Annotated in this window: 24 protein-coding genes and 1 tRNA gene; 9 read left to right on the forward strand and 16 right to left on the reverse strand. The window is 69.9% G+C overall.

The features are described 5' to 3' along the window. The first annotated feature begins 5 nt into the window (after window positions 1–5). Window positions 6–1,448, forward strand: a complete 1,443-nt coding sequence (locus ACFWYW_RS31190; RefSeq protein ID WP_379619345.1) for a von Willebrand factor type A domain-containing protein — start codon at window positions 6–8, stop codon at window positions 1,446–1,448. Window positions 1,449–1,479: 31 nt separating this feature from the next. Here ACFWYW_RS31190 and ACFWYW_RS31195 read toward each other — a convergent pair whose 3' ends face one another. Together ACFWYW_RS31195 and ACFWYW_RS31200 are read right to left on the reverse strand one after the other, a co-directional pair. Next, on the reverse strand, window positions 1,480–1,968 hold the full coding sequence (locus ACFWYW_RS31195) for an EF-hand domain-containing protein (RefSeq protein ID WP_379619347.1): 489 nt from the start codon (window positions 1,966–1,968) through the stop codon (window positions 1,480–1,482). An 83-nt stretch (window positions 1,969–2,051) separates the two neighbouring features. Beyond that, window positions 2,052–2,732, reverse strand: a complete 681-nt coding sequence (locus ACFWYW_RS31200; RefSeq protein ID WP_379619349.1) for a tRNA-dependent cyclodipeptide synthase — start codon at window positions 2,730–2,732, stop codon at window positions 2,052–2,054. 93 nt (window positions 2,733–2,825) lie between these two features. On the opposite strand from ACFWYW_RS31200, the gene ACFWYW_RS31205 reads away from it, so the two are divergent. Further along, window positions 2,826–2,898, forward strand: a tRNA-Ala gene (locus tag ACFWYW_RS31205). Here the strand turns inward: ACFWYW_RS31205 and ACFWYW_RS31210 are convergent. From ACFWYW_RS31210 to ACFWYW_RS31240, 7 genes are all read right to left on the reverse strand, one after another. Further along, window positions 2,890–3,705 (reverse strand): helix-turn-helix domain-containing protein, encoded by an 816-nt coding sequence (locus ACFWYW_RS31210; RefSeq protein WP_379619351.1) that lies wholly within the window; start codon window positions 3,703–3,705, stop codon window positions 2,890–2,892. The genes ACFWYW_RS31205 and ACFWYW_RS31210 overlap by 9 nt on opposite strands. An 18-nt stretch (window positions 3,706–3,723) precedes the next feature. Further along, the gene (locus tag ACFWYW_RS31215; protein WP_379619353.1) at window positions 3,724–4,251 is read right to left on the reverse strand and encodes a DUF6879 family protein; all 528 of its coding nucleotides are present in this window, start codon (window positions 4,249–4,251) and stop codon (window positions 3,724–3,726) included. Next, window positions 4,208–4,468 carry a hypothetical protein gene (locus ACFWYW_RS31220; RefSeq protein WP_379619355.1) on the reverse strand — a complete coding sequence of 87 codons (261 nt, stop codon included), beginning with the start codon at window positions 4,466–4,468 and terminating at the stop codon, window positions 4,208–4,210. Before ACFWYW_RS31220 ends, ACFWYW_RS31215 begins: the two co-directional genes overlap by 44 nt. 444 nt (window positions 4,469–4,912) lie before the next feature. Next, the gene (locus tag ACFWYW_RS31225) at window positions 4,913–5,467 is read right to left on the reverse strand and encodes a hypothetical protein (protein ID WP_379619357.1); all 555 of its coding nucleotides are present in this window, start codon (window positions 5,465–5,467) and stop codon (window positions 4,913–4,915) included. Then, a complete protein-coding gene (locus ACFWYW_RS31230) occupies window positions 5,464–5,811 on the reverse strand; it encodes a hypothetical protein (protein WP_379641122.1) in 348 nt (115 codons plus the stop codon). The genes ACFWYW_RS31225 and ACFWYW_RS31230 overlap by 4 nt, the downstream gene beginning before the upstream one ends. Before the next feature lie 507 nt (window positions 5,812–6,318). Continuing rightward, the gene (locus ACFWYW_RS31235) at window positions 6,319–7,146 is read right to left on the reverse strand and encodes a carbohydrate deacetylase (RefSeq protein WP_379619361.1); all 828 of its coding nucleotides are present in this window, start codon (window positions 7,144–7,146) and stop codon (window positions 6,319–6,321) included. Beyond that, the gene (locus tag ACFWYW_RS31240; RefSeq protein ID WP_379619363.1) at window positions 7,143–8,564 is read right to left on the reverse strand and encodes an MFS transporter; all 1,422 of its coding nucleotides are present in this window, start codon (window positions 8,562–8,564) and stop codon (window positions 7,143–7,145) included. The genes ACFWYW_RS31235 and ACFWYW_RS31240 overlap by 4 nt, the downstream gene beginning before the upstream one ends. 226 nt (window positions 8,565–8,790) lie before the next feature. On the opposite strand from ACFWYW_RS31240, the gene ACFWYW_RS31245 reads away from it, so the two are divergent. The 4 genes from ACFWYW_RS31245 to ACFWYW_RS31260 all read left to right on the forward strand — a co-directional run bounded on the left by ACFWYW_RS31245 (window position 8,791) and on the right by ACFWYW_RS31260 (window position 15,232). Continuing rightward, window positions 8,791–12,774: a ThuA domain-containing protein gene (locus tag ACFWYW_RS31245; protein ID WP_379619365.1), complete on the forward strand. Its 3,984-nt coding sequence runs from the start codon at window positions 8,791–8,793 to the stop codon at window positions 12,772–12,774. An 85-nt stretch (window positions 12,775–12,859) separates the two neighbouring features. After that, window positions 12,860–13,594, forward strand: coding sequence for a hypothetical protein (locus ACFWYW_RS31250; protein ID WP_379619367.1), 735 nt, complete (start codon window positions 12,860–12,862; stop codon window positions 13,592–13,594). After that, on the forward strand, window positions 13,591–14,934 hold the full coding sequence (locus ACFWYW_RS31255) for a serine/threonine-protein kinase (protein ID WP_379619369.1): 1,344 nt from the start codon (window positions 13,591–13,593) through the stop codon (window positions 14,932–14,934). Before ACFWYW_RS31250 ends, ACFWYW_RS31255 begins: the two co-directional genes overlap by 4 nt. A gap of 55 nt (window positions 14,935–14,989) precedes the next feature. Further along, the gene (locus tag ACFWYW_RS31260) at window positions 14,990–15,232 is read left to right on the forward strand and encodes a hypothetical protein (RefSeq protein ID WP_379619371.1); all 243 of its coding nucleotides are present in this window, start codon (window positions 14,990–14,992) and stop codon (window positions 15,230–15,232) included. A gap of 12 nt (window positions 15,233–15,244) precedes the next feature. On the opposite strand, the gene ACFWYW_RS31265 is transcribed toward ACFWYW_RS31260, so the two are convergent. Further along, entirely contained in the window at window positions 15,245–15,979 is a 735-nt protein-coding gene (locus ACFWYW_RS31265; RefSeq protein WP_379619373.1) for a DUF2071 domain-containing protein, read from the reverse strand. A gap of 103 nt (window positions 15,980–16,082) precedes the next feature. Here ACFWYW_RS31265 and ACFWYW_RS31270 point away from each other — a divergent pair, with 103 nt between their 5' ends. Further along, the gene (locus ACFWYW_RS31270; RefSeq protein WP_379619376.1) at window positions 16,083–16,631 is read left to right on the forward strand and encodes an RNA polymerase sigma factor; all 549 of its coding nucleotides are present in this window, start codon (window positions 16,083–16,085) and stop codon (window positions 16,629–16,631) included. Next, on the forward strand, window positions 16,628–17,203 hold the full coding sequence (locus ACFWYW_RS31275; protein WP_379619378.1) for a hypothetical protein: 576 nt from the start codon (window positions 16,628–16,630) through the stop codon (window positions 17,201–17,203). The genes ACFWYW_RS31270 and ACFWYW_RS31275 overlap by 4 nt, the downstream gene beginning before the upstream one ends. Window positions 17,204–17,210: 7 nt before the next feature. Here ACFWYW_RS31275 and ACFWYW_RS31280 read toward each other — a convergent pair whose 3' ends face one another. Beyond that, the gene (locus ACFWYW_RS31280; RefSeq protein ID WP_379619380.1) at window positions 17,211–17,948 is read right to left on the reverse strand and encodes a GNAT family N-acetyltransferase; all 738 of its coding nucleotides are present in this window, start codon (window positions 17,946–17,948) and stop codon (window positions 17,211–17,213) included. A 159-nt stretch (window positions 17,949–18,107) separates the two neighbouring features. Between ACFWYW_RS31280 and ACFWYW_RS31285 the strand changes: the two genes are divergently transcribed. After that, the gene (locus tag ACFWYW_RS31285; RefSeq protein WP_379619382.1) at window positions 18,108–19,655 is read left to right on the forward strand and encodes a serine/threonine-protein kinase; all 1,548 of its coding nucleotides are present in this window, start codon (window positions 18,108–18,110) and stop codon (window positions 19,653–19,655) included. Here the strand turns inward: ACFWYW_RS31285 and ACFWYW_RS31290 are convergent. The 5 genes from ACFWYW_RS31290 to ACFWYW_RS31310 form a co-directional block, all read right to left on the reverse strand. Next, on the reverse strand, window positions 19,652–19,849 hold the full coding sequence (locus ACFWYW_RS31290) for a hypothetical protein (RefSeq protein ID WP_379619384.1): 198 nt from the start codon (window positions 19,847–19,849) through the stop codon (window positions 19,652–19,654). The two genes, ACFWYW_RS31285 and ACFWYW_RS31290, sit on opposite strands and share 4 nt — an antisense overlap. A gap of 25 nt (window positions 19,850–19,874) precedes the next feature. Beyond that, on the reverse strand, window positions 19,875–20,555 hold the full coding sequence (locus ACFWYW_RS31295; protein WP_379619386.1) for a GNAT family N-acetyltransferase: 681 nt from the start codon (window positions 20,553–20,555) through the stop codon (window positions 19,875–19,877). 21 nt (window positions 20,556–20,576) lie between these two features. Further along, on the reverse strand, window positions 20,577–20,984 hold the full coding sequence (locus tag ACFWYW_RS31300; RefSeq protein WP_379619388.1) for a hypothetical protein: 408 nt from the start codon (window positions 20,982–20,984) through the stop codon (window positions 20,577–20,579). A 135-nt stretch (window positions 20,985–21,119) separates the two neighbouring features. Continuing rightward, window positions 21,120–21,623, reverse strand: a complete 504-nt coding sequence (locus tag ACFWYW_RS31305; RefSeq protein WP_379641124.1) for a hypothetical protein — start codon at window positions 21,621–21,623, stop codon at window positions 21,120–21,122. Window positions 21,624–21,806: 183 nt separating this feature from the next. Then, complete coding sequence (locus ACFWYW_RS31310) at window positions 21,807–21,941, reverse strand: hypothetical protein (protein ID WP_379641125.1); 135 nt, start codon at window positions 21,939–21,941, stop codon at window positions 21,807–21,809. Between the last annotated feature and the right edge of the window lie 159 nt (window positions 21,942–22,100).

Consider the following 22,100-nt stretch of genomic DNA (forward strand, 5'->3'; position numbering starts at 1 on the left):
GGTTGGTGGGGGTGCTGCTGCTGGCCGCGTGCGGCGGGCCCGGCGGCGGCTCCTCCGTATCCGAGGCCAAGGCGCCCGCACACGTCGCGCCCAGGCAGAACTCGTCCCCCGACCAGCCCCGGCCGGCGGCCACCCGGACCGACTCGGACACGACCACGGCCCAGGTCTCCACGTTCGCGCTGGATGTGGACACCGCTTCCTACGGGTACGCCCGCCGTACCCTCTCGGAAGGACGCTGGCCCGAAGCGGGCCAGATCCGTCCCGAGGAGTTCGTGAACTCCTTCCGCCAGGACTACGCGCAGCCCGCCGACAACGGCTTCACCGTGCACGTCGACGGCGCCCGCATGGGCGAGGGCGACAACGCGGTCGTCCGCGTCGGGCTGCAGACGCGCACCTCGGAGGCGGCGGCCCGCCGTCCCGCCAACCTCACCTTCGTCGTCGACGTCTCCGGCTCCATGGCCGAGCCCGGCCGCCTCGACCTCGTGCGCAAGTCGCTGCACACGCTGCTCGACCAGCTCGCGCCCGGCGACCAGGTGTCCATCGTGGCCTTCAGCGACCAGGGCATGTTGCTGGCGTCCATGACCCCGCTCGTCTCCCGCGCCGAACTGCACACGGCCGTCGACTCCCTGGCCATCGGCGGCGGCACCAACCTGGAGTCCGGCCTGCGCCTCGGCTACGACGAGGCCGCCAAGGCCTTCCGCTCCGCCGCCACGAACCGGGTCATCCTGCTGTCCGACGGCCTGGCCAACCAGGGCGACACCCAGTGGCGGTCGCTGCTGGACAAGGTCAAGGAGCAGGCGGGCAAGCAGATCACGCTGCTGACCGTCGGCGTCGGGCGGGAATACGGCGACGAGCTCATGGAGCAGCTCGCCGACAACGCCGACGGCGCGGCCGTCTACATGAGCACAGAGGAGGACGCCGCCAAGATCTTCGGCAACCAGCTCACCACCACCATCGAACTGCGCGCCCGCGACGCCAAGGCCCAGGTCGCCTTCAACCCGCGCGCGGTGGAGTCCTACCAGCTCATCGGGTACGACAACCGGGCGCTGGCGGCCGAGGAGTTCCGCGACGACACCAAGGACGGCGGCGAGATCGGACCCGGGCACTCGGTGACCGCCTTGTACTCGGTCAAGCTCAAGCCTGGGGGCAGCGGTCAGCTCGCCGCGGCTACGGTGCGCTGGCAGGACCCCGACACGCGCAATCCGGCCGAGGCCAGTAAGAGCGTGGACGTCGGTGACCTGAGCGGTGACCTCTGGGGCAAGGCGCCGGTGCGGCTTCAGGTGGATGTGGTGGCGGCGGCCTTCGCGATGTACATGCGGGACCGGGAGGCTTTCGGCCTGGACCTCAGGACGCTGGGGCAGCACGCGGGGCGGTTGTCGGCGGCGGCGGAGGACCCGATGGTCACCGAGCTGTCATCCTTGATCGGCAAGGCCGCGGAGGTGGCCTGAGCGTTTGCTGGGGGCCTTAACCGGGGGCGCTTTATCCGGGGCGGCCGAAGATCGGGATCTCTGGGTCGCGGCCGTAGTAGAAGTTGTACAGGGCCTGCGCGAACTCGTCCTTCGACAGTCGGCCGTCGCGGTTGCCGTCCAGCCGCTCGAAGGCCTCTCTGGCGGTACGGCCGGCGACGTCGTAGGCCGCGAACAGGCGTAGATACTCGGCCCGGGTCAGCTGCTCGTCGCCGTCGGTGTCCAGGGCGTCCCACAGGGCGTCGCCGATGGGCCAGACGATCCGGGCCACGAAGGTCATGCGGCCGGAGGTGGGGCGCATCGCGTGCCGTACATAGGAAGCGCGGCTGATGCGCCCCTGGTCGTCGGTCCCGATGAGTTCGACGGCGTGCTGCCAGGCCTGGCGGTAGGCGGAGACGACGGCGTCGCGTTGCTCGGACGGCTCGGGAACGCTGAGCCGATCACAGACCGCGACGCCGACGAGCATCATGTCGTGCTCGTCGAGGAACCCGTCATGGCCCATATCACTACTGTCGAATGCATACCCCGCGTTACGCGCGTGAGGATCCATGGCCGCCCCGCCCCACCCCGGTAAATGACTCAGGACTAATGGTTCTCACCTGCATCAATACCTGTCAACCGAGTCGTCAACATTCCCTGACCAACGCTGGGATATACCGGCATCATCCCGGCATAAAGCCACTTCGCTACCGGGAGCATTCGCGGATAGCAGAACAACGACGACCCCGTCTCCAAAATCGCCGGAGTATCCAGCATGAGCGGCAATTCCGACAAAAGGAACGGAATGGCCTCGCGGACCTGATCGGCGGTGGGCCGGGAGGTTCCGAGCACAGGCTCCAGCGCGGCGTCACAGAGCTCACGGAAGACGGAATCGCACAGGTAGAGCTCGTCCAGGCGGCTCCGGAGCCCGGTGTAGGCGGGCCGGTCGTGGAGGTCGGTCCAGGAGTAGACGCCGACGTCGGGCGCTTCGAGGGCGGAAAGCGCGTGGAGCACGCGGTTGCGCGTGTTGTTGATCGCCGCACGGGCCTTCTTGTTGGCCTTGTGCGGCGGCAGATCCCCCCGGGCCGCGAGCGTCCCGGCCAGCTCGATCCCCGGCACGAGCACATCGACCCGCTTGAAGTACCCCCGGGCCCAGTGAAGCAGCCCGGTAATTGCCCCAAGACTGAAATATCCATTCATAGCGCTAATTCCGAGCAGCGCATGCTCCCGCCCGGCGAAGATACGCGCACACCGCGCCGTCAAAGGCACAGCCTCCACAGTCGTCACGTTACGCACGGTAGCAAGACGGTGACGCATGCTAATCCCGAACTCGGGGAGTCTGGGAGTCGGATACACTGATGCGGTGCCGTGATGCGGCATGGGGCTATAGCGCAGCTGGTAGCGCACCTCCATGGCATGGAGGGGGTCAGGGGTTCGAATCCCCTTAGCTCCACAGGCATGGTCTTTCACATTGGCGCGCTTCGCGCGTTTGGGGTTCCAGGCGTTTCTCCGGTCGAGCTGAAGCTCGACCCCTGGAGGGCCTCCCTCCGGTCGGGCGCTCTTCCTGGCCAAGGGCATGGTGCTTCGCGCGTTCTTCTGGGGTCCCACCCGTTGCCCGGCTGGGTGGTTGGGCGGTTGGATCCCGCCCTGGACAATGGTCCTCGCTTCGCTCGGGCGTTTTGATCGTGCGCGCCTTCGGCGCGCGGCTGGCGCGGTGCTTTCCCCGGCGCCGAGGGTGTGGTGCTGGGATCGGCGGCTGTTCGGTGGTGGGATGCCACGCGTAGACGGCACGATGGCGCTTGCCGTACTCGGCAACGTCGTCCACGCTGATCCCGCGCCGCTGCCGGATGGCGGTGAGCACAGCGGTGACGTACTCCGCGGTCTGCACGGGGCCGGGCACCATGACGGATGAGTAGATCCGGAAGCGCTTCGTGTTCTCGTACAGCTCGCGGACGGCGGCGTTCAGGTGCTTGAGCCCGGAGCGCTCGGCCCGCCGCCAGTCCAGCCACATCAGCTCGACCGCGCGCAGCGCGGCGATCAGCTCGGCCTCGTGCCCGGCGACGTCGCAGACCCGCACCCAGACCTTGATGTCGGCCTCGGATGGGGCCTGCTTGGTGTGCTCGATGCGTGAGGTCTTGGCCTCGTGCCAACCGGCGGCGGCCAGCGCGCGGGCCGTCAACCCGGCATCGAGCCGGATCTGCCGCAACTGGTCGGCGAGAGCCTTGCGTGCGCTCTGCGCGCTGGACGATGGGCTGGACATGGCGCGGGTGCGACGACGTCAGGCGGGCCGGTATTCCTCGTGCGGTGTGCCCAGCTCCCACACCGCCTCGAACGTGGCTGTGCACGCCTGCGCGACCGCCCGATCACGGCTGACCTCGTCCGCCAGGTAGCGGCCGTCACCGGCGAAGTGGCTGAAACGCACCGCCTGGCCGTCCACCACCCAGAAGTCGGCCAGTGGCACCAGGAAGGCGGGGGCCTGACGGCGGGGTAGCCAGCACACCTGCTCGCCGCCCGCCAGGTTCAGCTCGGCCGTCAGGTCGTACTCGTAGCGGACGAAGTTGGTGATCGGCTCGGAGACGATCCGCGCCCGGCGGATCTCCACGCCCCGGCCGGTGGCGGCCTTGACGACGTCGAACCAGTCGCCCCAGCTGCCCGCACGTCGATCGTCCTGCCCGCCACCCAGTCGGCGAACACGGGCCCGTCCGGGGTGTACTCGTCGCGTCTCCAGGTGGATGGCCGTGGGCCGCGCGGCGGCGATCATGTCAACGATCGTCGTCTGGTCCTGCTCCGGGTGCTGTGCCGTCACTGGCTGCCTCCAACAGGATGTGCCGCATGCGCGCCGGTATCCGGATGATGCGCTCGTGGTCCAGGATTGGGCTGCGGGCGGCGATCTGCTCCCGCTCGGCGGGGTCGGTTACTTCCCAGCCCTGCAGCACGATCGAGCCGTCTATCTCGTCCACCCAGACACTCGGGCAGTTTCCGCCCGGGGTATCGGGGTCGATGCCAACGAACCGTAGCGTCATGTTGGCCGCCGCTGTCGGGGAATTGCGGCTGCTTGCGCGCAGTATTCGACACTGATTCGCGGAGCTGCACCGGTCAAGAGCCAGAATCTGCCGGATGGCATATCACGCGCCCACCGGGCTTCGACCCAGTCGACTACCGCGCCCGCTCACTGGTGGAAGGCGGCATCAACCGGCTCGAACGCCATAGCCCTACCGTCACTCGCTTCGACAAACTCGCCATGCGCTACGAGGCGACCATCCATATGCGATGACCAATGCCGAGGTCTGCGGTGTCGTCCGTTCCGAATCGGCGAACCGGCGCCGAACCCGTTGGTGCCCGCACGCCGATACGGCGTGGCTTCGGAGCCCATAGCCGTGGTGTCCGACTGGCACGCACGTGCTGTGTACCAGACGGAACTGATCGTGCCAGTCGAAAAGTACGTCACCGTGGCGGTGATCGCTTGCTCAGCTATTCCTGATCATGCGGTCGCAGCCGAGGGCGAGCAGGCAGAACATGTCGAACTGATGAAGGTCGAGCCTGTCCATGCGTTTGATGGCCTCGATGCCTGAGCGGGCCGTGTTGACGTGACCGAGGGTGCCTAGGCGGGTTACGTCGAAAGCGGGGTCGTAGTCCGCACCGTGCCTGGCTTCCTGAAGCTCGTTGAACGCACTCGCCAGCACTTCCAGATCTGTAGGCACGCCCTGGGTCAGGGGGTCGATCAGAAGGAGCCGGACAGGACCCGGTGGAGTACGTCCGGCCGCGATGTCCTCCACCCATCGGGCTGCCTTCTTGAAGTTGCCGTGGGCGTACCATCGGCCGATGGCCTGCTGGTGCTCGATCGGCCCGTTCCTGGCTGCACGCCTCGCGCCATGCTGCACAAGCTCGTGAAAGAGCGCGTAGTAGGCCGTTGAGATGGCACGCCTCAGGTAGGCGGTCCGAGGGCGGCCGCGCCCTGCGGTACGGCCTGCGAGGGTGTCTGCCAGGTGGAGATAGTCGTCCGCTTTGAAGTCTCGCCTCACTGCCCGTCCCGTTGGTCCCGCGATAGGGCCTGGTCAATGACACCCGTGTTGTTGTCTTCCAGTGCTTCGTCCACGTCTTCCCGGGCCTGGAATTCTTCTGGAGTGAACAGCGTGACGTAGACGTGCTCATCGATTTGACGTTGAGCGGCGAGCTTGTTCACTTCTCTGCGCAGGGCGTGGGTGAACTCGGCCGGCCATCCGTTCTCGTCGGGCGTGTCCACGATGATGACGGCCTTCAACGCAGCCTCACCATCGGCGTCAAGATACGGCTCAACGGAAGCATCCTGGATGTGCGGCGCGTTGGGTATGTGCATGCTCCGGATCGCGCTGGCCAGTTCGTTCAAGACCTCACCCCGCCGATTCATGCTCATGACGACCATCTTCGCACCTGTTGGCTTGATCGGACGGCAGGCAAGAGCCACAGCGCCAGTGCGCCTCTCCTGTGGCCGAGACGCCACTCAACGTAGCGTCGCGGGTGGCTCCGAGCTGCGAAACAGCACAACCTTTAGTCGAAAGGAAGGCTGTGGCCAGATGCGGCGGATGAGCTCACCCGGCCGCTTCGCTCGGGGAGGTCAGTGACCACTCAGCGGTGGATCGGAAAGTGCGAACCGATCGCCTCAGTAGGCATGTTTCACTCAGGCGCCACGGTCCCTGTCGGTGGGGGCGAGCTCGATAATTCGTTCGGCAGCGCGAAACAGCCCTGCTGTATGGAAGGCGCGGGGGCCTCCGGCAAGCGCCTGGAGCAGGCGGTTGATGACCGCCAGCCACTGTTCAACGCACATGCTAGATGCTGTCTGACGGCGTTCAAGGTGTTGCTGTGGTCCCAGCTCATGTCACGGTGAGCGAACGGCTCACCACCAACCCCCGACGACCTCGATGTCCTCGCTCTCAAGGGCCTTGTGCCAGGTGGGGTCACGCAGCAAGAGCGTCTCCCACGTGCGTACGACCCCGTCCGGTCCGTTCACCGCATCCTCACTGGACGGGTGCAGGAACAACTCGCTCGTCCCCTCGGGAAGGTCGGCGAGGCGGCGGAGGTAGTCGTCCCGCAGCTGCTCGTAGGAGCCGAGATCGTCAGCCGTCCGGCGGTTGGTGGCGATCGTCTGCGGGATGGCCACGCCGAGCGTGTCGGCGAGGGTGACGGCGCTCTCGTGTGCCGCTGCCAGTTCCGGTGGCCGGGGGCCGCCGAAGTATGGCTCCGCGTCACGGGGGAGCCGGAAGGCCAGGTCGTGGTGTGCGCACCATTCCAGGGCCGGGGCTAGCCATGATCGGCCGTGCAGGCCGTACAAGGTGCCGGAGTGGGAGTCGGCGGCTACGGGCGGGAGGTCGCGGTTGCGCATCCAGCGCAACTGCGCGTCCGCTTCCTGGATGACGTCCTTGGTCTCGCCCCGGGCGCCGAGAATGAAGGGGTCGTCGGTGAGGGTTCCGTCCGGGTCGGGGAGGGTGGTCGCGCCGGTGAGGGGGCGCCAGCGCCTGAGGCCCTGTTCGCTGGTGAGTGTCACGTGCAGGCGTGGCACGATGCCTAGGTCGCGGACCTGGGTGGCGGCCTGTTCGGCGAGGGGTGTGACGGGGATGAGGGTTGTCGCGCTGACCTGGCCCTCGGTGAGCAGGGCGATGATGACCTCGGTCGTTCCGGCCTCCCTGCCCAGGTCGTCGGCCGTGATGACGACGCGACGGGTCATCGGGTTTCCTCCGAATCGGATGAGCCGGATGAGCCGGGCAAGCCGGACGTGCCGGATGAGCTGGGCGCGCCGGGCGAGCCGGGTGCGCTGGGTAGATCGGGCTCGGGGGATGGTTCGAGTGGGATTGCGATGAATCGTGCGGCTATCGCGCCGATCGTGGTCAGGACGAACGGGTACACGCACAGGTACACCCGGAACGCGAATCCCGGGTCAGCTCCGGGGTCGGCGCCGGAGTTGTAGCCGAAGAAGACGCCCAGCGAGGTGAGCGCGAGTCCCGTCACGATGCCGTTCAGGCGGCCGAAGAAGCCGAACGCGGACAGGAACAGGCCTTCGCGGTGCTCGCCGTTGTGTGCGGCGTCGGCGTCCAGCACTCGCGCGACGATGAGGTCGTTGGTCGCGAGCATGCCCGACCATCCGGCGCCGACGAGCGCGCCGGCGGCGACGGCCGTGATGAGGTCGGTGGCGAAGAACAGGGCGGCGAAGCTGGCGGCGAGGATCGCGAAGGACAGGCGCCAGGCCCACAGGGCGCCGCGGCGGGCGACGACGCGCGTCCACACGACGAGGCCGAGCGCGGAGATGAGGATGACGATGCCCTGGAGATAGAGCGCGTTGGCGACGGGGAGTCCGAGGGAGTAGCGCACGTACAGCTGGATGCCGGCCAGGACGAGCGCCATGGCCGCCCCGTAGCAGGCGCCGGTGAGCCCGACCTTCCAGAAGATCGGGTTGCGGACGATCGACCACAGGCTGGGCAGCAGCCTCTCCCGCGTGGAGTAGCGGGGGTTCTCGCGGGCGCTGAGCGCCATGAACACGATCACGACGACGGCGATGGCGCCGTAGATGATCGCGGTGATCTGGAAGCCTTCGGTGGACTTCTCGGTGCCGAACACCTGCGTCGTGAGCAAGGGGGTGACCGCGAGCGAGATCACCAGGGCCACGAGCTGGAAGCCCTGGCGCAGGCTGTTGGCGACGGCGCGGTCGCGCTCGCGCGGATACAGCTCGGGGAGCAGGGCGCCGTAGTTGGCGTTGAGCATCGAGTCGAACGCCTCGCACAGGATCGCGAACACCGCGAACCACAGGACGAGGCCGACACCCTCCAGCGAGCTGGGCGCGGAGAAGAAGGCGATCATGCAGGCCGCGAGCATCGGCGCGCCGACGAGAAGCCACGGGCGACGCCGGCCGAACCGGCTTCTGGTGCGGTCGGAGAGGTGGCCGAGCAGCGGGTTGTCGAGCGCGTCGATGACCGCGTAGATGACCATGACCACGCCGTACGCGCGGACGTCGAGGCCGAGGATGTCGACGTAGAAGAAGATCATCGATCCCTTGATCATGTTGATCGGGATCGAGGTGCCGAACATCCCGATGGCGTAGCGCCACGCGGGAGTCCGCCCCGGGGCGGCGGCCATACCGGGCTGGGTCACGTGCTCATCCCCTTGTCGACGCCGACACTCGACGGAGAGCACTGATTTTGTCCCACGGGGACGGGAGGGGAAAGAGCCCGACAAGCTTTGACTTGGGGGCTTTTCCTGGCGTGAAGGCAGACTTATGTCGATTTGTGGCGAAAGTTATGGACATTCGCTGTAAACGGATTTACATTACGGCGCAGCGCCGCGGAACATCGCCATCCCCCAGCGAATGGACACCGGCATGATTCGTCGAGGCTCGGTCTTACTCTGCGCCATCGTCTTATCCTCGGCCTGGGCCGTCGCCCCCGCGTACGCCCACGAGGCCATCGATCCCGCCGACTACCAGCGCGTCGAGCTCGCCAAGGGCGTGCCGGACATGGGTGAGCCCATGAGCATGGCCGTCCTGCCCGACCTGTCGGTGATCCACACCGCCCGTGACGGGACGCTCCGGCGTACGGACCGGCTCGGAGACACCAAGGTTATGGGCGCCCTCAGCGTCTACAACCACGACGAGGAAGGGCTGCAAGGGGTCGCGGCCGACCCCGGCTTCGCCACCAATCGCACGATCTATCTCTATTACGCGCCCCGGCTGTCCACGCCCGCCGGGGACGCTCCCGCGACGGGGACGGACTGGAGCGCCTGGCAGGGGGTGAACCGGTTGTCGAGGTTCACCGTCAAGGCCGACTGGACGCTGGACGTGGCCGGCGAGAAGAAGGTGCTGGACGTTCCGGCTGATCGGGGGATGTGCTGCCACGTGGGCGGCGACATCGACTTCGACGCCCAGGGCAATCTCTATCTGTCGACCGGGGATGACAGCAATCCCTTCGACTCGGCCGGGTACGCGCCGCTTGACGAGCGGACCAACCGGAACCCGGCCTACGACGCGCAGCGTACGGCGGGCAACACCAACGACCTACGCGGCAAGATCCTCCGGATCACGGTAAATCCGGCTACGGGGACCTATGTCGTTCCGAGCGGGAACCTGTTCGCCCCCGGCACGGCCAGAACCCGGCCGGAGATCTACGCCATGGGCTTCCGGAATCCGTTCAGGATGAGCGTGGACAAGACCACCGGAGTGATCTACGTCGGCGACTACGGACCCGACGCGGGCAGCACCGATCCCGCTCGCGGGCCTGCCGGCCAGGTGGAGTTCGACAAGGTCGGCAGGGCCGGCAACTACGGCTGGCCGTACTGCACGGGGACGAACACCGCGGCCGAGACCTACAACGAGTACACCTTCCCCTCGGGGCCGTCGGGCGCCAAGTACGACTGCGCGGGCGGCCCGGCCAACAACTCCTTCCGCAACACCGGGCTGAGCACGCTGCCCGCCGCGCTGCCCGCGTGGATCAGGTACGGCGGGGACGCGGGCAGCCCGCCCGAGTTCGGCACAGGGTCCGAATCGCCCATGGGTGGACCTGTCTACCATTACGACCCCTTGCTCAACTCTGCTGTGAAATTTCCGGAAGAGTTGGACAACATGGTCTTCCTCGGCGAGTTCGGTCGCCGGTGGATCAAGGCCGTCAGCCTCGCCGACAACCACATCTCCGCGTTCCCATGGACCGGGACCCAGGTCATGGACCTGGCCTTCGGGCCCGACGGCGCGCTCTACGTGCTCGACTACGGCACCGGCTACTTCGGCGGGGACGCCAACTCGGCCCTCTACCGCATCGAGTACGTGAAGGGCCGCGACCGCAGCCCCGTCGCCCGGGTGGCAGCCGACAAGACCTCGGGCCAGCCGCCCCTGACCGTGACCTTCTCCTCCGCGGGCTCGGCCGACCCCGACGGCCAGCCACTGACCTACGCCTGGGACTTCGGCGACGGCGCCACCTCTGCCGAGCCCAACCCCACGCACACCTACACGGCGAAGGGGAACTACTCCGCGACCCTGGTCGTCGAGGACCCGGGGGGCAACTCGGGCACGTCGAGCGTACCGATCACCGTCGGGAACACCGCGCCGGCGATCACCTTCCAACTGCCACGCGAGGGCCAGTTGTTCGAGTGGGGTGACACGGTGCCGTTCAAGGTCGTCGTCACCGACCCGGAGGACGGTGACGTCGACTGCGCGACGGTCCTGGTGTCGTACATCCTGGGCCACGACAGCCACGGCCACCCCATCACCTCCACGAACGGGTGCGAGGGCACGCTCACCATCCCCACCGACGGCGAGCACGACAGCGCCGCCAACATCTTCGCCGTGTTCAACGCCTCCTACACCGACGACGGCAACCTGACCACCAGCGAGTCCGTCACCCTCCAGCCCAGGCACCGGCAGGCCGAGCACTACACCAACGCCTCCGGCACCGGGGTGTTCAGCAAGGCTCCGGCCGAGGGCGGCAAGACGGTCGGCGACATCCACGCGGGCGACTGGATCTCTTTCACGCCGTACGAGCTCAGCGCCGCCAGGTCGGCCACGTTCCGCGTCTCCTCCGGCGGCGCCGGCGGGACCATCGAGATCCGCACCGGCTCGCAGACCGGACCGGTCGCGGGCAGGGTAGCCGTACCGCAGACCGGAAGTTGGGAGACGTTCGTGGACGTGCGCGCCGCGCTGACCGGCCTCACCACGGCCACCACCGGCCTGTTCCTGGTCTTCACCGGAGGAACGGGCGCGCTGTTCGACGTGGACTCCTTCACGCTGTCGAGGGAGGCCGTCGCCCAGCCCGTGACCGGCCCGATCGGCGGACCCGGCGGCTGCGTCGACGTCGCCGGCGCCAACCCGGCGGACCGCACCAAGGTGCAGATGTACGCGTGCAACCAGTCCGCCGCCCAGCGATGGACCATCGACCCCGGCACCGGCACGGTCAAGGCGCTCGGCAAGTGCATGGACGTCGCCGGCGCCAACCCCGCCGACGGCACCCGGGTGCAGATCTACACCTGCAACGCCACCACCGCCCAGAAGTGGACCGTCGACGCGGGCGCGATCAAGGCGCTGGGCAAATGTCTGGACGCCACCGACCGCGCGCAACTCGTCATCAGGACGTGCGATGGCGGTGCCGCCCAGAGGTTCTCGCCGCCGGCGTCCGCGGCGAGTGACCTGCTGGTCTTCAGCCGTACGGCGGGCTTCCGGCACGATTCGATCCCCGCGGGCATCCAGGCGATCAGGAACATGGGCCACACGGTGACCGCCACCGAGGACCCGGCCGCCTTCACCGGCGCGAACCTGGCCGGCTACAAGGCGGTGGTCTTCCTCAACACCACGGGCGACGTGCTCAACGCCCAGCAGCAGGCCGCCTTCGAGGGATACATCAGGAGCGGCGGCGGCTACGCCGGCGTGCACGCGGCGGCCGACACCGAATACGACTGGCCGTTCTACGGTGAGCTGACCGGCGCCTGGTTCGCCTCCCACCCCGCGATCCAGCAGGCCAGGATCAACGTCGAGGACCGGGCGCACGCCGCCACAGCCCACCTGGGCGCCACCGTGACCAGGACCGACGAGTGGTACAACTTCCGCACCAACCCGAGGCCCGCCGCCCACGTCCTGGCCACCCTGGACGAGACCTCCTACACGGGCGGCAGCATGGGCGGCGACCACCCGATCTCCTGGTGCAAGGTCTACCAGGGCGGCCGCTCGTTCTACACCGGCCTGGGCCACACGATCGCGTCCTACTCCGAGCCGGCCTTCCTGCAGCACCTGAAGGGCGGCATCGCGTACGCCATGGGCGCCGCCCAGGCGGACTGCCGGCCGGAGACCGGATACACGACCCTGTACAACGGCTCGGTCACCGGCTGGGAGCAGGCGGGACCGGGATCGTTCACCAACGCCGACGCCACCCTGACCTCGACCGGCGGCATGGGCCTGTACTGGTACAAGGCCAAGCAGTACACCAGGGGCTACTCCCTGAAGCTCGACTGGAGGATGGCCGGCGACGACAACTCGGGCGTCTTCATCGGCTTCCCGGCCAGCACCGACCCGTGGTCGGCGGTGAACAACGGCTACGAGATCCAGATCGACGCCACCGACGCGGCGGATCGGACCACGGGCTCGGTCTACGGCTTCAAGGCGGCCGACATCCCCGCCCGGGACCGGGCCCTGAACCCGCCCGGCCAGTGGAACACCTTCGAGATCAAGGTCGAGGGCGAAAGGCTCCAGGTCTTCCTCAACGGCGTCAAGATCAACGACTACACGAACGCCGACCCGGCGCGCTCGCTGAAGGACGGGCACATCGGCCTGCAGAACCACGGAACCGGCGACACCGTCTCGTTCCGCAATATTCGCCTCACGGAGTAACGGTGTCGCGTTCGATCTCCACGGCTACGCTGAAGCGGACCAGACCTGGGTGAGGGAGCCGTTCCCCGTGGGGAAGGGGCCGTGGATGTTCAGCATCATCGTCGTGCCCGCGGGCGGTGCGGGGCCGGATGAGCAGATCAGGCTGGCGCCGGGGGAGACGCTGGTCTTCGGGCGGGCTCCGTCGGGGACCGGCGCCTGCCTGACGATCGCCCACGGCGGGGTGTCCCGGGTCGCCGGTGAGGTCACGGCGACCGGCACGTTCTGGACGCTGAGCAATCTGAGCCGTCGCCAGACGTACGTGGTGGAGAATCCCGAGGGCGCGGGCGAGCACATCAAGATCGCTCCGGGGCGGGCCGAGGCGCCGGTGCCGTTCGAGTTCTCCCGGGTGGTGCTGCCCGCCGGGGAGGAATTGCTCGGGTTCGACGTGTGGGCGCCGCGGCACGACTACCGCACCGCGGATGATCGCGAGCTGGCGGGCGCGCTCACCACACCGGCGTTCCCGCTGGACCGCGGCACGCGGTATTTCCTGGTCCTGGTGGCGCTGTGCGAGTCGCGGCTGCGGGGCGAGCTGCACACGCCGCCGCCGACCGTGGAGCAGTTGGTGCGGCGCTTACGGACCACGTGGCCGGACGCGTCACGGACGTCCGTGCAGTGGAACATCGACTACCTGGCCGTCAAATTACGGCTGAAACCGGCACCGGAGACCGCGAACCGCGGATCCCGCCTCAACAGCAAGAAGGCGACCCTCGTCTCGCTGGCCCTGCGGTTCGACCTGGTCGGTGAGGACGACCTGGCGCTGCTGGACGGGGCCGCGCCGTGATCGGGGAGCCGGGCGGGATCTTCGCCGTGTCGGTCCCCTCCGGCTATCGGGTCGGCGACTGGGAGGTACGCCATCCGCTGGCCACCGGGGCGTTCAGCAGCGTGTATCTCGCCCACCGCGTGGGAGCGTCGGACGACCTGCCCGCGGTGGCGGCGCTGAAGTTCCTGCCCACCGGCACGGCCACCCCGCGCCGGCTGCGCCACTACGAGGACCTGGTCCGCCGTGAGGTGGAGCTCCACCGCACCCTGCACCGCCCGCGCCTGATCCGGATGTTCCAGACCCTGGTCGTCGACGACGCCGGACAGCCGGAGCTGGACGGCGCCACCGTCCTCGTCCTGGAACGCGCGCAGAGCTCGCTGGACGCGCTGGTCTCCCTCGTCTCGCTGGTCGCGCCGGCGCCGGTGCCGGGCGGGCCCGTGGTGCTGGCGCAGGTCTGCGAGGGCCTGGCCGACCTGCACGCCGCCGGGTGGGTGCACGGCGATCTCAAGCCGGGCAACGTGCTGCTCATGGCGGACGGTTCGGTACGGCTCGGCGACTTCAACCTGGCCGCCGAGATGGAGGGCACGCACGCCTACGCGCCCGCGTTCGCCACCCCTGACTACACCGCGCCGGAGCTGCTCTGGGCCGAGATCGGCGAGCGGGGCCAGGTCATCCGCCCCAGCGCGGACGTCTGGGCGTTCGGGATCATGGCCCATCTCCTCCTGACCGGCGCGCACCCGTTTCCCGGCGGTACGCCGGCCGCTCGCCGGGACGCCGTGCAGGCCTACGGCCGGGGTGCCGAACGGATCCGGCTGTCCCCGGATCTCCCCGAGCCCTGGCGGCAGATCGTGCGCGACTGCCTGGCGCGTACCCACGAGGAGCGCGCCGCGCACACGAGCGCGGCCCTGCTGCCCCGCGTGGCGTCCGCCGCCGCCGCGACCACCCCGCGGCGGCGCCGGCGTCCGCGGCTCCTGGTGATCACCGCCGCCGCGCTGGTCGTCGGCGCGCTCGCGGGCTTCGGCGCCGCGGGTCTGCGGGAGCCGCCGGGGACGACCGGGTACTACCGCTGTCCCGAGAACAGCGCGTGTTTCTTCTCGGAGAACGACGGCAAGGGTGAGATGTGCAGCTGGACGGAGAGCAGCAAGGACTGGGCGGCCGGGCCGGGGCGTTGCGAGTGGGCGCTGACCCAGCCGATCAAGTCGGTGTTCAACAACGCGAACAAGCTGGACCCCTACCATGCCCTGGCCTTTTACCTGGAGCGCGACCATCAGCGCCGCAAGGGCTGCACCTCGGTCCACGCGCAGGGCAATCTCGCCGGGACCTACATGGCGCGCTCGCACCAGTGGCTCACCCGCTGCTGACCGCCCTCTGATGTGCGAGGTACCCCGCGGGGGGTGATCCCCGCAGGATTTCGGTGTGCGCAACGTCTTGAGAGCCGCCCCGCTCATCGTCGCAGGCGCGCTCGCGCTCTCCTGCGGTACCGCGGACGCCACGAGCGGGGTCAGGCGCGTCGAGACCTCCTACACCAACGGTGATCCGCGCCAGGGCGGGTCGGTGGTGCTCGTGGAGCGGTGCGCCTTTCCCGGTCAGCGCGGCACGTCCCAGGCGACGCACACGATCACCGCGATGTCGTGGCCTTACAACTGCCCGCGTCGCTGACCGGAGTGGGTTTCAGAGACGGCGGGGCGGGGTGTGGATGTCGAACGGCAGGTGCCGCTCCGCCAGGATCGAGTGCGGCTCCGTGTCCGCGGTGATCAGCCCGAGGCGCTCGAACATCGGGAATCTTGCCGAGAGCGCCGTCAGGTAGCGGGGGCGCATGACCGGATGCCAGATGCTGTAGACACCGACGCCGCCGTCCCGGCGCCGGTACCAGCCGTCCATGGGGTGGGTCAGCCGTTCGAGCCAGTCCGGTTCGCCGGCGAAGCCGTCCAGGTGCGCGGGTGGTTCGGGGAGTTCCTCTGCCTCGCAGCGCGTGTCGCCGGCGTCGAGCCGCCAGTGGGCCGGGCTGCCGGTCCAGTCGGCGCCGATGCGGATGCGGTCGCGGCGCCAGGGCATGCCCCACAGGTGCTGCGGGATCAGGACCACGGGGTGGTCGAGGCTCGTGCCGAAGAACCAGACGCCCGGCCGGCCGTTCGCGGTGACGTAGGCGCGGTAGTTGATCTGGCCGCAGTCGATGCCGACCTGCGGGAGGAACCGGAAGTGGAAGTCGCGGTCCCTGAACGCCACGGCCGAGACCAGGCTGCCGGGGCCGCCGGCGAAGTCCAGCGTCATCGGGGTGAAGCCGTCGGGCAGGTGGCGGGCCAGGGCGTCGGCGTCCACCCGGTAACTGATGATGGCGAAGTCGTCCAGGTCGGTCTGCGCGTGGTACCAGCGGGGTCGCGGCCGCGCTGTGCCGGCGAAGCTCATGAACCCGAACATTACGGAACCCGGAGCCATCTGGCGGACAGTTATCAGTGTGGAGTCCTCGCTGCGCGTCCGCCTCCGGGCGGGTGATCACGACGCTTTCTCGGTGCTGTTCGACGAATTCGCCCAGCAGGTCTACGCGCACGCGTACCGGCTGACCGGCGACTGGTCGACGGCCGAGGACGTGACCGCGGCGACGTTCGGGCAGGCGTGGCGCTCCCGCCGCAAGATCCAGCCGGACGGCGGGACGCTGCGACCTTGGCTGCTGGGCATCGCGACCAACCTGGCCCGCGCCGCGCGGCGCGGTGAGCGCCGCCGCCGCGCGCTGGCCGACCGCCTCTCGCCCGACGCGCCGGCGCCGGACTTCGCGGACCAGGTCGCCGACCGCGCCGCCGCCGCGGCCCAGATCCATGCGGTACGGCAGGCGTTCGACCGGCTCCGCCGCCCCGAGCAGGACGTGGTGGCGCTGTGTGTCTGGGCCGGTCTGGACTACGAGCAGGCCGCCCAGGCTCTGGGCATTCCCGTCGGCACGGTCAAGTCCCGGCTGTCACGTGCCCGCGCCCGCCTGGCCCGGGAACTGATCAAGCCTCGGCGGCAGGTAACAGATGACCGCGCGACCGGCGCGGCCGCGGCCGGACGGGAGGACGACAGGTGAACGACCACGACGAACTGACCCGCCTGCTGTCGCCCGCGCCCAGGGCCAGCCTGGACCCCGGCCGCCTCCACCTGCTCAAGGAGCGCGTCATGACCGACCTCGCCACCCCGCCCCGCCGCCGCAGGAGACTGCTCGTCCCCGCCGCCGCGGCACTGGCCCTGGCCGCCGCCACCGCGGCGATCCTCCTGAACACCGGACCGGCCTACGCGGTCACCGACAACCCCGACGGCACGATCACCGTCAAGATCTACCAGGCCGAGAATCCGAAGGGCCTGCAGGCCGAACTCCGGGCCCGCGGCTTCAACGCGATCGTCGACTTCATCCCCGAGGGCAAGAGATGCTCACCCCAGCCACGCTCGACCACCTGGGTGGAAGGGGTACGCCTGGCCGCCCCGCAGACCGGCGAAGAGGAGAGCGGCGGCGCGGGCTTCCGCCTCGACCCGTCCAAGGTGGGACCGGGCCAGACCGCCGTCCTGGAGTTCATGGTCCGCGGCTCCTTCATGAGCATGGAGGCGGGGATCAGCGACCGCGTCTCGGCCGGACCGGTCGCCGCATGCACCCTCGTCGGCTAGCCCCGCGTCAGCGCAGCGAGATGTGCAGCATCTCGCCGGCCTTCCGGTAGCCCACGCGGGCGTACACCCGGCCCGCCGCGTCGTCGGCCGGAGTGAGAAAGGCCGTGGGCGCGCCCGCGCGGGTCAGCAGGGCCGTGACGGCGCCGGCGATGCCACGGCGTCGGTGCGAGGTCACCACCGCGATCCCGGCGACCTCGGCCACCCCCTCGTGGGGGCCGCCGATCTGGCCCGCGCCGACGGCCGTGCCGGTCGTGGTGTCGGTGGCGACCGCGACCAGGCCGCCGCGGTCGAGGACGCGCCGCATGCGGGCGACGTCGTGCTCGGTGGCGTCCGGGGCGTCGAAGGCGGCGTTCATGACCCGGGCGGCCTGCCAGAGGCCGGCGTCGGCGGTGACCGGCGCCACCTCGATCGCGGGGTCCAGCGGGGCGTCCACCACGGTGGCGGGTGTGCACACCAGAAGGGGATAGCGTCCCTCCGCTCGGAACCCGGCCGCCAGCACCGCGGCCTCCACCTTGGGCGCGGCCTGCGGCACGTACTCCAGCCGCGGCACGCGGTCGCGCTCGCGGAAGAACGCGACCAGCGCGCCGACCTCGCCGGCGGTGGGCACGACATCGTCGTCGGGGATGGCGTAGTTGAACGGCAGCGCGTCGTCGTGCTCGTCGAAGCGCACCGTGAACGGCCCGGCCCGGCGAGCCCCCTCCCCGGCGGCCGACCTGAGATAGGCGTGGACGGCGGCGTCGAACACGTATGTTCCTCCCCGGTGCGTGGACGACGGCCACAAGCTAGGACTCCGCCCACACCGGAGGCAACCGGTTTTCCGGCGCGGTGGGGCCGCGAGCCTGAATCCCCTGCTTGGCCCGGGGGCGGGTGGCCGCGGGGGTGAGGTGGCACTAAGGTCGTCTGCGTGTTGCCCCTCGCCGCCGCGGACCCCGGTCAGATCGCCGCCTACTCGCTGAGCGGAGTGCTCGGCCGGGGCGGGCAGGGATCGGTGTACCTGGGGGAGGACGACGCCGGGGTCAAGGTGGCCGTGAAGGTGCTTCACGCCCAGGTGGCCGACGAGGACGCGCATCGCAGGTTCCTGCGGGAGGCGGAGGCGGCGCGGCGGGTGGCGCCGTTCTGTACCGCCCGGGTGCTGGATGTGGGGGTCGCGGACGGCCGGCCGTACATTGTGAGCGAGCACATCGCGGGGCCGTCGCTGGAGCGGATGGTCAAGGGCGACGGAGCGCGGTTCGGCAGCGGGCTGGAACGGCTGGCCGTCGCCACGCTCACCGCGCTGGCCGCGATCCACCGGGCCGGTGTGGTGCACCGCGACTTCAAGCCGGGCAACGTGATCATGGGCGCCGAGGGGCCGGTGGTCATCGACTTCGGGATCGCGCGGGCGCTCGACCAGACGGCCACGAGCAGCGTGATGGGCACGCCGGCGTTCATGGCGCCCGAGCAGTTCGCCGGCGCGGTGGCCGGGCCGGCGGTCGACCTGTTCAGCTGGGCCAGCACGATGGTGTTCGCGGCCACGGGGGAGCAGGCGTTCAAGGGGGACACGATGCCGTCCCTGATGCACTCCATCCTGACCGCGGAACCGGATCTGTCCGGCGTTCCCCACGATCTCCGGCCGCTGCTGCAGGCGTGCCTGAACAAGGACCCGGCCCAGCGGCCCACCGCCGACGGGCTGCTGGCCACGCTCACCGGGGCGCCGTCAGGACCGCAGGCCATGCCCACGGCGCCGGTTTCCGGGCCGCAGACGGTGCCCGCCGCCGGGACGGTCCGCATGGAAGCCGGGCCGCCGCCGTGGCAGCCGCCCGCTTCTGTGGCCGGGGCCGGGCGCTCGGGGACCGGGCGCTCGGGGGCCGACGTCGTTCACCGGATCGCCGCGGTGACGGCGCTGATCTGCGGCGCGGTGCTCGCGCTCAGCCTGTTCGGCCAGAGCTTCGAGGTCCTGGCGAGCTGGATCGACGACGACTACGAGACGTTCCTGAACATGACCTCCTGGCTCACGATCAGCGTGGTGTCGTTGGTCCTGTACATCCCGGCGTACGCGGTCGCGGCCTGGCGGCACAGCGCGGCCGCGGCGATCTGCATGGCGATGACGGTGCCACCGGCGCTGGTGTTCATCTTCTGGGGGTTCGCCCTGGGGGACAACGACCTGCCCGCGTTCCTGCTGGCGGTCGTGCCCGGGGTGCTGATCGGGCTGATGATCTCGGTGTCGGCGCTCCTGCTGTGGCGGTTCAGCGTGCTGGCGGCGCTGGCCGGCGGGGCCGCCGGAGCCCTGATCGCCGTCGAGGCCCTCGGCTTCCTCGTCATACGCCTGCCCGGCTCGCTCCCGGCCGTCCTCCACGACCTGCTTCATCTGGAGTCGATGGTCACGAGCGTGACGCTGGGCGCGTGGGCCCTGCTCACGCCCGCCCTGCTGGTGCTGCGCGCGGGAAGGGGCGCGGCCCGAAAGATCCCCGCCTAGCCTGTACGGCCCGCCACCACCCCCGCGGCCACCGGCGCCCAAAGCCCGATAGCTGGCCGTCCAGGCGCCTCCGTGGTGTAGCCGCCGGTCCGAGGCCGCCCGCACTCCTTGGCCAGGCACGTCCTCAGCAACGGCAGGAGGACGCCGGACAGGTGCGGTTCGGGGGGCAGGGTGGCGTGCGTCAGCGCGGGCATCGTGAATGGGTACCGGCCATGACCCCTAGAGCCCCTCGAACCGCCAGATCCACCCGATGTGCCGCAGTCCGAGCCGTTCGGCCACCCGTTGCGACGAGCGGTTGGCGGCGGTGGTGCTGTAGAACAGGCGCGGGCAGGTGGGGGCCAGCAGGTCCGCCCAGACTGCGGTGGTGGCGGCGGCGTAGCCCCGGCCGCGGAAGCCGGGCGCGGTCCAGGTGCCGGCTTCCGCCCCGGCGGCCGTCCGGTGCGGCGTGTGGCAGATGGAGACCACCTGCCCGGCCGAGACGACCATCGCCCACGGCGCTCCTTGGCCGCCGCCGACGAGGTCCGCCCATTCCTCCGGCTCCCAGTTGCCCGGCCGGAGGTCACGGACGAGGCCGGCGTCGGCGGGGCGGTCGGAGCGCAGCACGTCCACGTGGACGTCGCCGCGGACGGGTGGGGTGAGCAGGTAGCAGGGGCCGCCGGACACCGTAGCGCCGGGGGCGAGCGCGGGCGGGCGGCCGGGAGGCGGCGGCGGGCCGTCCGCGACCCTCTTCAGCAGCGGCCGCGCCCTGTCGTCCGGCACGGTCTCGGCCACCGCCGCCGCCATCGTGCCGTCCGGGGCCACGGCGACGGCCAGGTCCTCGCCGCCGCCCCGGATGCGGTCGAGTCCGTCGATGTCCCATTGCACCCGCATCTCCTGGCGGAGCAGTTCGAGATCCTTCACGATCTTCGATGGTAGGGCGGCTCAGGCCCTGCGCAGACCGGCGTACTGCAGAGCGGTGAAGCCCGCGACCGCGGCGGCCTGGGCGATCACCAGCGCGGTGCCGAGGGCGGTCAGCGGGAACCAGCCGGCGATCAGCGCTTCGGCGCCGGCCAGCACCCAGAGGACGTTGACCGCCATCACGACGCCGACGGCGGCCTTGCTGATCACGGGCCGGGCGGCGAGGACGAGCAGGGCGGCGCCGAAGGCGGCCAGGAAGACGCCGATCGGGTACAGGAGCGCGGCGGGCAGGCCGAACATCCCGCCGAAGACGGCGGCGGCGCCGAGGTAGAGCAGGCCGTTGGCGCCGGTCCCGATCGCGTCGAGGCGGAGCGCGAAGCGCAGCAGCTTGGCGTCGGTGGTGGTGGCGGCGGGGGCGGTGGTGGTGACCATGTCGCGGTCCTTTCGAGGTCGTGTTTCCTTCTGAGGAAGAAATTACGGACCTGGGCGGGGCCGGCGAATCTGTCATCGTGACGGTAGACGGCGACGGCCGCCCCCGGAGGGACGGCCGCCGCACGGTTCAACGGGCTACTTCTGCGGAGGCATGCTCGGCACCGAGACGGTCACACCGCCGACGGAGCCCCACACCGACCACGCCTGGATGACGAAGTCGCCGCCGACGCGCAGCGGGCCCATCTCGCGGCGGCCGCTGGCGCGCAGCACGTCGCGGAAGAGCAGCCGGGTCTGGTCCTTGTTCCAGATCTCGAACCAGACGCCCGCCTCGCGCCCGGGGGTGCCGGTCTGGAAGTCGAAACCGGCCAGGTCGAGCTGGACCCACTGGTCGGCGGTGCCGGCGAAGGTGATGCGCTGCTCCTGGCCGACCCGCTTGAGCTGGACGAGCTTGCCGGGGCCGTCGATGTTGACCCTGCCGAGGTCGGTCACCGAGTTGAGCAGGACGCGGGCGGCCAGCAGGCCGTCGGCGGAGACCGGGGCGACCTCGACCTCGTAGGTGCCGGTGGTCGTCAGCGTGGGTACGGCCAGGCGGTAGATCGGCTGAACCTGCGGGTGACCGCCCTGGTACTGGGCGACCACCTGACCGGACGGGTCGCGGACGATCAGCTTGCTGTGGAAGCCGATCCGCTCGCCGCCGCTGCCGGGCAGGTAGATGCCGACGGTGAGGTTGTCACCGACCTGGCCGGTGAAGGTGAAGCAGTTGCCGACCCCGGGGGCGGGGCTGTTGACGTCGAGCTCGGCGCCGTCGACTGCCAGCGCACCCTAAGGCTGGCAGGCGACGGCCGCGCTCGGCGCGGAGGAAGGGGTTTCGGCGTGTGCCATGGTGCCGGCGCCCAGGATCGTCAGCGTCGCGGCGACGGCGGCGACTCCGGCACGACCGAGCCTTCTCGTGTGCATCAAGCGTCCTCCTGCGTGCTTGCGTGGCCCGCGGGGTGCGGGCCACCGCTTCATGATCAAGATCAAGCTTGACTCACGATCCGCCAACAATCAAGAAACTTTCCTAAAGATTCTGGCGTCGCAGCAGGTAACAGAGGGTGATGCTTCCGTGTGTGCTGG

Source organism: Nonomuraea sp. NPDC059023 (assembly GCF_042740095.1).
GTDB lineage: Bacteria > Actinomycetota > Actinomycetes > Streptosporangiales > Streptosporangiaceae > Nonomuraea.

Coding starts and splice junctions, on each gene's coding strand:
- ACFWYW_RS31210 (WP_379619351.1), bottom strand. CDS start 3,705: ATGTCCAGCCCATCGTCCAGCGCGCAGAGCGCACGCAAGGCTCTCGCC.
- ACFWYW_RS31265 (WP_379619373.1), bottom strand. CDS start 15,979: ATGAGCTTCGCCGGCACAGCGCGGCCGCGACCCCGCTGGTACCACGCG.
- ACFWYW_RS31310 (WP_379641125.1), bottom strand. CDS start 21,941: ATGCACACGAGAAGGCTCGGTCGTGCCGGAGTCGCCGCCGTCGCCGCG.
- ACFWYW_RS31220 (WP_379619355.1), bottom strand. CDS start 4,468: ATGACGCTACGGTTCGTTGGCATCGACCCCGATACCCCGGGCGGAAAC.
- ACFWYW_RS31290 (WP_379619384.1), bottom strand. CDS start 19,849: ATGCCCGCGCTGACGCACGCCACCCTGCCCCCCGAACCGCACCTGTCC.
- ACFWYW_RS31250 (WP_379619367.1), top strand. CDS start 12,860: ATGTTCAGCATCATCGTCGTGCCCGCGGGCGGTGCGGGGCCGGATGAG.
- ACFWYW_RS31195 (WP_379619347.1), bottom strand. CDS start 1,968: ATGGGCCATGACGGGTTCCTCGACGAGCACGACATGATGCTCGTCGGC.
- ACFWYW_RS31300 (WP_379619388.1), bottom strand. CDS start 20,984: ATGGTCACCACCACCGCCCCCGCCGCCACCACCACCGACGCCAAGCTG.
- ACFWYW_RS31245 (WP_379619365.1), top strand. CDS start 8,791: ATGATTCGTCGAGGCTCGGTCTTACTCTGCGCCATCGTCTTATCCTCG.
- ACFWYW_RS31235 (WP_379619361.1), bottom strand. CDS start 7,146: ATGACCCGTCGCGTCGTCATCACGGCCGACGACCTGGGCAGGGAGGCC.